This window comes from Mycobacterium sp., assembly GCF_049278535.1.
GTDB lineage: Bacteria > Actinomycetota > Actinomycetes > Mycobacteriales > Mycobacteriaceae > Mycobacterium.
Window position 1 is genome coordinate 20618 of record NZ_JBAPMI010000200.1, and the last position, 9872, is coordinate 30489.

General features: G+C 66.8%; 8 protein-coding genes. 1 reads left to right on the forward strand and 7 read right to left on the reverse strand.

The features are described from left to right. The first annotated feature begins 114 nt into the window (after nt 1-114). Complete coding sequence (locus tag WAO18_RS13810; RefSeq protein ID WP_422206829.1) at nt 115-900, forward strand: alpha/beta hydrolase; 786 nt, start codon at nt 115-117, stop codon at nt 898-900. Here WAO18_RS13810 and WAO18_RS13815 read toward each other — a convergent pair. From WAO18_RS13815 to WAO18_RS13845, 7 genes are all read right to left on the reverse strand, one after another. Beyond that, on the reverse strand, nt 897-3383 hold the full coding sequence (locus tag WAO18_RS13815) for a [protein-PII] uridylyltransferase (protein WP_422206821.1): 2487 nt from the start codon (nt 3381-3383) through the stop codon (nt 897-899). The two genes, WAO18_RS13810 and WAO18_RS13815, sit on opposite strands and share 4 nt — an antisense overlap. Nucleotides 3384-3434: 51 nt before the next feature. Then, complete coding sequence (locus WAO18_RS13820; RefSeq protein ID WP_422206822.1) at nt 3435-3773, reverse strand: P-II family nitrogen regulator; 339 nt, start codon at nt 3771-3773, stop codon at nt 3435-3437. A 2-nt stretch (nt 3774-3775) separates the two neighbouring features. Then, on the reverse strand, nt 3776-5155 hold the full coding sequence (locus WAO18_RS13825; RefSeq protein WP_422206830.1) for an ammonium transporter: 1380 nt from the start codon (nt 5153-5155) through the stop codon (nt 3776-3778). A gap of 221 nt (nt 5156-5376) precedes the next feature. Continuing rightward, entirely contained in the window at nt 5377-6369 is a 993-nt protein-coding gene (locus WAO18_RS13830) for an ATP-binding cassette domain-containing protein (RefSeq protein ID WP_422206831.1), read from the reverse strand. A 2-nt stretch (nt 6370-6371) separates the two neighbouring features. After that, entirely contained in the window at nt 6372-7421 is a 1050-nt protein-coding gene (locus WAO18_RS13835) for an ABC transporter permease (protein WP_422206832.1), read from the reverse strand. 97 nt (nt 7422-7518) lie between these two features. Beyond that, a complete protein-coding gene (gene ftsY / locus WAO18_RS13840) occupies nt 7519-8814 on the reverse strand; it encodes a signal recognition particle-docking protein FtsY (RefSeq protein WP_422206823.1) in 1296 nt (431 codons plus the stop codon). A gap of 12 nt (nt 8815-8826) precedes the next feature. Further along, on the reverse strand, nt 8827-9872 hold a 1046-nt coding region (locus tag WAO18_RS13845), incomplete at its 5' end, for an AAA family ATPase (protein WP_422206824.1).

The window sequence follows — 9872 nt, forward strand, 5'->3', positions numbered from 1 at the left end:
GCCTAGCCGGGCGACAATGCCTGTCGTGAAACGACAGGAGGTGGGGGTACCAACCAGCCGCGAGCGGCGAGGGGGCGAGCCCGGCAATTGGGCCTGGTGGCAGAGGATGAGGGCATGCTCGAGGTGATCGACAAGGGATCTGTCAGCCAAGCGCATCCGGTGCCGTTGCTGTTCGTCCACGGTGGTTGGCATTCCGCGTCGTGCTGGGCCGACTTCGTGGACTTCTTCGCCGATGCCGGCTACCGCGCGTTGGCGTTGAGTCTGCGCGGGCACGGCGCCAGCCCCACCTCGAAGCCATTTCACGCATGCTCGATCGCCGACTACATCGAGGACGTCCGTGCCACGGCTGATCGCCTCGGTGGCCGCCCGGTGCTCATCGCTCATTCGCTGGGCGGCTTCGTCGCGCAGCGATACCTCGAAAATCATGACGCCCCGGCGGCCGTCCTGATGGCGTCGGTGCCGCCGCAGGGCGTGCTCGGCCTGGCGAGGAGGATCTGGAGCCGCCATCCCTGGGTCTCGATGCGCTCGCTGCCGGTCGGCAACCTGACCGGCTTTATCGGCACCACACCGCTGGTACGCGAGCACCTGTTCAGCGTGCACACGCCCGACGACATTGTGGAATCGTGCGCCGCCAACGTGCAATCCGAGGCGGTGCGCGCTTCCCTGGTCGACCCGATGTTCCGGCGGGTGCGAACCAAACGGGTCAGCACGCCGATGCTGGTATTGGGCGCCGAGGACGACGGCATGGTCACCAACGCCGAGGTGCGCGCCACGGCAACGGCATACCGGACCGAAGCCGAATTCTTTCCCGGCATGGGGCACAACATGATGCAGGAGCCAGGCTGGGCCGGCGTCGCGCAACGCATCCACGCGTGGCTGCAGACGCGCGAACTCGGTTAGCTCGCCGCCGCGCCGTCGCCGTCTTTGGGCGCTTCCAGCACGGCCAACAGATGGTGCTCGATCGCCGATCGGATGCCCGAGCCGGGTTCACCGTGGGCCTTGGCCGCGGCGCTTCGCTCAGGCACGGCGATACAGAACACGTCGTCGACCATCGACCCTCGCGTACTGACCTTGGCCCAGTCGATGTCCACCCCGGCACGCTCCAGCGCACCGGTGAGCAGCGCGAGCAGACCGGGCCGGTCGTTCGCCCGGATCTCGATGATCAATCGGCCCGGCGTTCCGTCGAACCACAGAATCCGCGGTGGCGCCGACGAATTATGGACGGGAACCGCAGTCGGCGCATCGCCGAACGGCTTGGGTTTGGCCTCGGCCGACCGCTGTTCCAGGGTGCCCAACACGTCGGTCTGCCCGCCCAGCGCACGGATGAGCTGCTGCCGCAACAAGCCTGCGGCGGGTGGACTGCCGAAATGTGGCGACACGACGAATTCGCTGATCGCGACGCCGTCCTGAATATTGATCGACGCCGAGTGCACGCGCAGCGAATTCAGGGTCAGCACCCCGGCCGATTTCGACAACAGCCCGCGTTGGTCCGGGGCGATCACCACCACGTGATGGAGGCGCTGATCTTTGCCGGGCCGCAGGTCGACGTGCACCGTGCGATCAGCGGCCAGGGCGATGTACTCGGGGTCCAGTGGATCGGCTTGCGGCAATGGCTCACCATTCATCGCCATGCGGCTGCGCCGCACCAAATCGCCGACGAGTGACGCCTTCCAGTCACTCCACACTCCCGGACCGGTGGCCAGTGAATCGGCCTCGGTCAGCGCATGCAACACGTCCAGCAGCACCGGGTCACCGTCCAGCGCCTCGCAGACGGCGGTGATCGTCTGCGGATCGTTGAGGTCCTGCCGGATCGCGACTTTCGAGAGCAGCAAGTGGTGGTAGACCAGCTTGGACAGCATCTCGACATCCGAGGGCCACATCCCCAGCCTGGTGCCGATCTGAGTGGCCAGCTGAGCGCCCAGCACGCAGTGATCGACGTCGCGGCCCTTGCCGATGTCGTGCAGCAGCGCAGCGAGGATCAGCAGGTCGGAACGCGCCACCCGAGTGGTGAAAATCCTTGCCCTCGAGACTGTTTCGGCCAGGTGACGATCCACCGTCCAGATGTGGACGACGTCGCGGGGAGGAAGGTCCCGTACCGCGCCCCATTCCGGGAAAAGCCGGCCCCACAGCCCGGTACGGTCCAGCGTCTCGATCACCGCGATCGTGTCCGGGCCCGCGGTCAACATGACCAGGAGGTTGTCCAGCGCGTCGCGCGGCCATGGTGTGGGCAGTTCCGGCGCGGTATCGGCCAGCCTGCTCAGCGTGGACACCGCGATCGGCAATCCGGTCACCGCCGACGCCGCGGCCACCCGCAGCAGCAGCGATGGGTCGTTTTGCGGCCGGGCATCGCGGGCCAGGACGATCTCTCCGGCGTACTCCACCACGCCCTCGTCCAGTGGTCGGCGCGGACGCCGACGGATTGCCGACATGCCGCGCCGCGGCAGCGCGTTGGAGGCGGTCCGTAGCCCGGCGTCGACCCGATAGCTGATGGTGCGGCCCACGTCGGACAGCACCCTCGACAGGTCGAACCGGTCGCCGATGTGCAGCGCGGCACTGATCTCGTCGGCGAACTGGGCCAGCACGTGATCATGTCCGCGACCCGAAACCCGGTGGAGTTCGGTGCGGACGTTGAGCAGGATCAGGTGTGCGCCGGTCAGCGAACCCAGCGGGTCGTCGGTTTCGCCGACGGCGAGTCGGTCGGTGAGGTGGGCGATGGCCAGCGCGTCGAGGAGCTGAATGTCGCGCAGTCCGCCCCGGCCCGATTTCAGATCGGGCTCGGCGCGGTGCGCGATCTCGCCGCAGCGGCGCCACCGGGCGTGGGTCTCATCGACGACTTCGCCGAAGATGGATTGGATTCCGGCGCGCCACTGACGACGGATTCCGTCGATGAGGCGGCCGGACAACTCCTCGTCGCCGGCGATGTGCCGGGTATCCAGCATCGCCAGGCAGGCGGACACGTCAGCGCTGGCGACCTTCAGTGTCTGGGCAACCGTCCTGACACTGTGATCAAGTCGAATATTGGCGTCCCACAACGGATACCACAGCGAATCGGCAACTTCCGCAACGGCTTTGGTGTGCATACCGTCGTGCAGCAGCAGCAGGTCCAGATCCGAGTAGGGCACCAGCTCCCGACGGCCCAGCGAGCCGGTCGCGACGATGGCGAAGCCGCTGCCGGGCATGACGCCGATCTCAGAAGCCTTTGTGGTGAGCCAGAATTCGTGTAGTTCGCCCCACGCCTCGCGCAGCGCCGCCGAATCGAGTTCATTCGGTCCGCGAGCAAGCAGCTTTTCCCGGGCGGCGGCCAAATCGCTGGCCGCGCCCGGGGTTTTCCCCGCCGCGACCGGCGATGACGAATCGGGTGACTCTGGCTCGCGCTGTCTCATTCCCGTCCGAATCGGCTCGGCCACTCCAGTGTGGTCCTCATATCGCGAGCGTCAGATCGCGTCGGCTCCGCGCTCGCCGGTGCGCACCCGCACCACGGTTTCCACCGGGCTGACCCAGACTTTGCCGTCACCGATCTTGCCCGTGCGCGCGGCCCGCACAATGCTGTCCAGGGCCTTGTCCGCGTCGAAGTCCTCGACCAAGACCTCGACGCGGACCTTCGGCACGAAGTCGACCGAGTATTCAGCGCCCCGGTAGACCTCGGTGTGTCCTTTCTGGCGGCCGTAGCCCTGAACCTCGCTGACCGTCATGCCCAGGACTCCCACCTGTTCGAGGCTGGCTTTGATGTCCTCGAGCGTGAACGGCTTGACGATTGCAGTGATCAGCTTCATCCCTATTCCGCCTCTACTTTGTCGCCCACTCGATTATCCCGGTCGAACGTGCTTTCCGGCAGACTCGCATGAGGGAGAACAGAGCCAGAGCCGCTTACCGTCGCGAAGTCGTAACTGCTCTCCGCGTGCTGAGACTCGTCGATACCTGCCGCTTCTCCCTCGGGACTCAGGCGCAGCCCGATCGTGTATTTGAGTATCAGGGCGATGATAAGGGTGCCGACGGCCGAGTAAACGAGAACGCTGAACGCGCCGATAGCCTGCCGTTCCAGCTGACTCCAACCGCCGCCGTAGAACAGGCCCTTCGACACACCGGCAACGCCGTTGATGGCAGGGCTCTCTGGAGCGGCGAGCAGACCGACCAGCAGCGTGCCCGCCAGACCACCGATCAGGTGCACACCGACCACGTCCAGCGAGTCGTCGAAGCCGAGCCTGAATTTCAGCCCGACCGCCAGCGCACACAGCACCCCGGCCGCCAGGCCGATCACCAAGGCGCCCAGCACATTCACCGACGAACACGAGGGCGTGATCGCGACCAGCCCGGCCACGATGCCAGAGGCTGCGCCGAGCGTCGTGGCGTGGCCGTCGCGGATACGCTCCGTGACCAACCAGGCCAGCATTGCCGCAGCGGTGGCGATCGTGGTGGTGATGAACGTACTGGCGGCGACACCGTTGGAGCTGGTGGCCGACCCGGCGTTGAACCCGTACCAGCCGAACCACAGCAGGCCGGCGCCGAGCATCACGAACGGCACATTGTGCGGGCGGAACAGCGTGGTGGGCCAGCCCTTGCGTTTGCCGAGGACGATCGCCAGGACCAAGCCCGCGGTACCGGAGTTGATATGGACCGCGGTACCACCGGCGAAGTCGATGGCGTGCAGCTTGTTGGCGATCCAGCCGCCGTGCTCGGCGGTGACGCCGTCAAACGCGAAGACCCAGTGCGCGACCGGGAAGTAGACGATGGTTGCCCACAGGCCGGCAAACACCAGCCAGGCGCTGAACTTCAGCCGGTCGGAAACCGCGCCGGAGATCAACGCGACGGTGATGATCGCGAACATCAGCTGGAAGGCGACGAACACATTCATCGGCAACGTGCCGGCGAGTGGGATGTCGGTCGCAGCAACGCCCTTGGCGGCATCCGCGGCCACCGAGTTGCCCCCGATGAGACCCTTCAGGCCGAAGTATTCGGTCGGATCGCCGACGACGCTGTGCGTGTCGTTGCCGAATGCCATCGAGTAGCCGTAGAACACCCACAGGATGGTGACGACGCCCATCGCGCTGATGCTCATCATGAGCATGTTGAGCACGCTTCTGGCGCGGACCATGCCACCGTAAAAGAACGCCAGGCCCGGCGTCATCAACAGCACCAGCGCAGAACTCGCCAGCATCCAGGCGGTATCGCCGGTGTTGGGCTGGCCCAGTATCGGGAAACTCACTCGCTATCACCTCCGGTCGGCCATGAAGGGCCGACAGACAAATGCCTGGGGCCTGAACCAGAACCTTGCGCACTGGTTGTTACAGAACATGGCGCGGACAGGTTTCGCCGGTGTTACATCACGCTGGGTGCGGGTACAAACCACGGCGATCGCAAGCGCGGCGGAGCCGGGCGCTAATTGATTGTGATGTCGCGCTGCTCGATGAGGTCTCGCACGCCGGCGGCGCCGAGTCGCTCCCGGAACGCCTGCACCGTGTAGCCGACGACGGTAGCATCGGTGCGGGCGCGCGCCGTGGCCGAGCGGGGCATACCGAACAGTGGTCCGATCTCGCCGAAGTAGTCTCCGGGCCCGGCGACCTTCAGCACCTCTTCACCGCCGGCCGCCAGCTCGCGCACGACTTCGAGTTCGCCTTCGGAGACTACGAAGATCAGGTCCCCTACGCTGCCCTGCTCAAAGAGCACGGAACCGCTTGTAAGACTGACTGTTTCGGGCTCCCGGCGGATTGAGATGACCTGTGGCACCATCTCGACGACGCGGTCGGCGAGCGGAAGGATCCGGGTGTCGTGCGTCGCGACCACGACAACCCGCTCACCCGCCGCCAACTCGCGGATCAGCCGCAGCACCTCTTCCACCTGGATGAAGTCCAGGTGTGCCGTGGGTTCGTCGGCCAGGATCAACGGGGGGTCCAATGCGATCGCGCGGGCGACCGCCACCCGTTGCTGCTGACCGCCGCTCAGGTCGCCGGGTCGGTGCCTCATCCGGTCCTGCAGTCCGACGCGCGTGAGTAACTCCTCGGCGCGATCCCGCGCCGCGCGACGCGACCATCCGGCCCCCCACAGCGGCACCATCACGTTCTCAACCGCGCTGAGGCTCGCCACCAGATTGAACGCCTGGAAGACGATGCCGACGGTGTCGCGTCGGTACGCGGCAAGACCGCGGCGGCCCAGCGTGGTGACCTCGACGTCGCCGAACTCGATGCGGCCGGCAGTCGGGCTGAGGATCCCGCCCAGACACGACAGCAACGTGGTCTTCCCGCACCCGCTTGGGCCCAACAGGATGACCAGCGACCCGGCGGCGACCTCCAGATCCAGGCCGTCAATCGGGCGGACCGCGTACCGGTCGCTGGAGTATTCGACAACGAGATCTTTGATGCGCAGAACACCCACCGTCACGGCCCTCCGAACGCAAGCGCCGGGTCGACGGTAATCGCGCGCCGCATTCCCGCGACGCTGGCCAGCAGACCGATCACCACCGCGATCACCGGAAGCAGTACGAAGGCCGAGGTGGGCATCACCACGGGGATGGGGAACGTCGGTGCGAGCCCTAGCGCGAGCACCACGCCGAGCGCCGCCGCGACCACCGCCACGATTACCGCCTGCAGTACCAGACCGGCGAGCACCGAGCGAGTGGCGACACCGACCGCTTTGAACACCGCGAAGTCGCGGGTCCGCTCCATCGCGGACAGATAGATCAGCGATCCGACGATCAGCGCGGCGACCCCCCACAGCAGAATCGCCAAATACGATATCGCCAGGTAGGCCTTTTGCAGCGGGCGCATCAGGTCGTCTATCGCAGCATCGCGACCCACGATGCGATAGCCGTCGGGTATCGCCGCCGCTGTACCGCGCAAGCCGACGGCCGACACTAGGGGCTGCCCCGAAAACAGCACCTGCTGCGCCCCTTCGAGGGTGAGAAATGCGTTGGCCTGGCCGGCGAGCGCGGTGGATTTGCCGACGAGTCCGACGATCCGCATTACCCGCGACCCGATCTCGACATCGTCGCCGACAGCGCGCCCGAGGGTCGTCGATATCGCGACCTCACTTGGGCTCGACGGTCCCCGCCCCGCCGCCATTGTCGGCATGCCCGGTCCGCGCTCGGGCATGCCGAATATGTTCACGTTCTGCGATGAACCGCGGTCCTGCAGTGCCTCCTGGGCAAAGATCACGGGGATTGCCGACTCGACGCCCGGGACCCTGCTTACGGCCTGTGCTTCTGCGCCCGGGAACATCGCCGCACCCAGGAATGGGCCTACAGCGCCGGCCTTGATGAGGTAAGTGTCGACGCCCAGCGAATCAACCGTCTGCCGAGCCTCGACCCGAAAGCCATTGGCCAGCGCCGTGAGGATGAGGGTCATCGCGAACACGAGGCCGGTACCGATGATCGCGATCACGAAGCGTCGCCGTCGCCACTGCAGATCGCGCCACGTGGTGATCAGCACGCCGCTCGGCGCCATGGTCGCTACGGTAGCGACCGCGTAGGTCTCGCGATGCTGGTTCGGTGAAATCGGTGCACGACCTGCACGTCCGGCCCTTTGGTCAGCCCAGCAGTGCGTCCACAAAGGCCGCGGGTTCGAACGGGGCGAGGTCGTCGGGTCCCTCCCCCAATCCGACCAGCTTGACCGGTACGCCGAGCTCTTGCTGGACCCGGAAAACAATGCCGCCCTTGGCCGTACCGTCCAGTTTGGTAAGCACAGCGCCCGTGATATCAACCACATCGGCGAACACACGCGCCTGCGCCAGCCCGTTCTGACCGACGGTGGCGTCGAGCACCAGCAGCACCTCGTCGACCGCCGCGCGCCGCATCACCACGCGTTTGACCTTGCCGAGCTCGTCCATCAGCCCGGTCTTGGTGTGCAGCCGGCCCGCGGTGTCGATCACGACGACATCGGCGCCTGCCTCGATGCCCTTGTCCACGGCGTCGAACGCCACCGAAGCCGGATCGGCGCCCTCGGGTCCGCGCACCACCTCGGCGCCCACCCGGGAAGCCCAGGCCTGCAGTTGATCGGCGGCGGCGGCCCGGAAGGTGTCCGCGGCACCCAGCACGACCCGCCGGCCGTCGGCGACCAGCACCCGCGCGAGTTTGCCGACCGTGGTGGTTTTGCCGGTGCCGTTGACGCCGACCACCAGCAGCACCGACGGGTGGTCGTCGTGCGGTAGGGCACGCACCGAACGGTCCAGCCCGGGTTGCAGCTCGGCGATCAAGACTTCGCGCAATACCGCGCGGGCATCGGCCTCGTTCTGCACGTCCTTGCTGGCGAGCCGGCTGCGCAGCTGGGCGACCACCGAGCTGGTCACCGTCGGCCCCAGGTCGGCGATCAGCAGGGTGTCCTCTATCTGTTCCCAGGAATCCTCGTCGAGGTCGCCGCCGCCGATAAGCCCTAAAAGGCTGCGGCCCAAAGCATTCTGTGATCTGGCGAGTCGTCCGCGCAAGCGTTCCAGGCGGCCTTCGAGCGGTTCGATGGCCTCCGTCTCCGGCACCGACGGCTCGGCCACTGACGGCTCGGGCGCTTTCGGCTCTGCGGGCGCCGCCGCGGTATCCGGTTCGGGCAGTGGAAGATCGGAGATCGAGCGCTTGGGCGCATCGCGCGGAATCGTCGCGTCGTCACCGACAGCGGGCAGGCCCGTCGTATCGATTCGTTCGCCAGTTTCTGTGCGGCTGAACGTGATTCCCGACGATGCAGTGTAGCCGCCGGAGCGATCCAGGGTGGGCGTCTGCTCGCGGCCCGACAGGCTGATCTGCCGCCGGCGATAACGCAGCAGCCCCAGTACCAGGACGGCGATGACGATCAGTGCGGCAGCGACCGCGATCGCGATCCACAGACCTTGCGGCAACGTGTTCCTCGCTTAGGTAGTCGTGACCAGCTGGTTGAGCTGCTGACCACGCATCCGCTGGGAGATCACCGCGGTGATGCCGTCGTCGCGCATCGTCACGCCGTACAGCGAGTCGGCGACCTCCATGGTTGGCTTCTGGTGGGTGATGATGATCAGCTGCGACTTGGCCCGCAGCAGCTCGAACAAGCCGATCAGCCGGCGCAGGTTCGTGTCGTCGAGCGCCGCCTCGACCTCGTCCATGATGTAGAACGGCGACGGGCGGGCCCGGAAGATCGCGACCAGCATCGCGACCGCGGTCAGCGCCTTCTCCCCACCGGAGAGCAGCGACAGCCGTTTGACCCTCTTGCCGGGTGGACGGGCCTCGACCTCGATCCCGGTGGTGAGCATGTCGTCCGGGTTGGTCAACAGCAGCCGGCCCTCGCCGCCGGGGAACAGCGCGGCGAAAACACCCTGGAATTCCCGCTCCACGTCGGCGTAGGCCTCGGCGAACACCTGCAGGATGCGCGCGTCGACATCGGCCACCACGTCCAGCAGGTCCTTGCGCGCGCCCTTGACGTCCTCGAGCTGGGTGGACAAGAAGTTGTAGCGCTCCTCCAGCGCGGCGAACTCCTCAAGCGCCAACGGGTTGACCCGACCCAGCTCGGCCAGCTCTCGTTCGGCGCGTTTGGCGCGCCGCTCCTGAGTCGGCCGGTCGAATGGCAGCGGGGCCGGCAACGTCACCTGCTCGCCGCGCTCGCGGGCCTGCTCGTATTCGGCCAACTCCAGCTCGGTCGGTGGCAATGACACCTGCGGACCGTATTCGGCGACCAGGACGTCGGGCGCCATTCCGAATTGTTCGAGCACCATCTGCTCTAACTGCTCGATGCGCAGCGCCGCCTGCGCCTTGGCCACCTCGTCGCGGTGCAGGGCCTCGGTCAGCGTGCCGATGCGGGCGCCCAGCGTGTTCACCTCGTCGCGGACCGCCACCATCGCGACGGACCGCTGCTGACGCTCGACGGCCAGCGCGTCGCGGTTCTGCGATGCGGCCCCGACCACTTGACTCAGCCGAGCGGCCAGCC

Coding starts and splice junctions, on each gene's coding strand:
- WAO18_RS13810 (WP_422206829.1), top strand. CDS start 115: ATGCTCGAGGTGATCGACAAGGGATCTGTCAGCCAAGCGCATCCGGTG.
- WAO18_RS13815 (WP_422206821.1), bottom strand. CDS start 3,383: ATGAGACAGCGCGAGCCAGAGTCACCCGATTCGTCATCGCCGGTCGCG.
- WAO18_RS13820 (WP_422206822.1), bottom strand. CDS start 3,773: ATGAAGCTGATCACTGCAATCGTCAAGCCGTTCACGCTCGAGGACATC.
- WAO18_RS13825 (WP_422206830.1), bottom strand. CDS start 5,155: ATGCTGGCGAGTTCTGCGCTGGTGCTGTTGATGACGCCGGGCCTGGCG.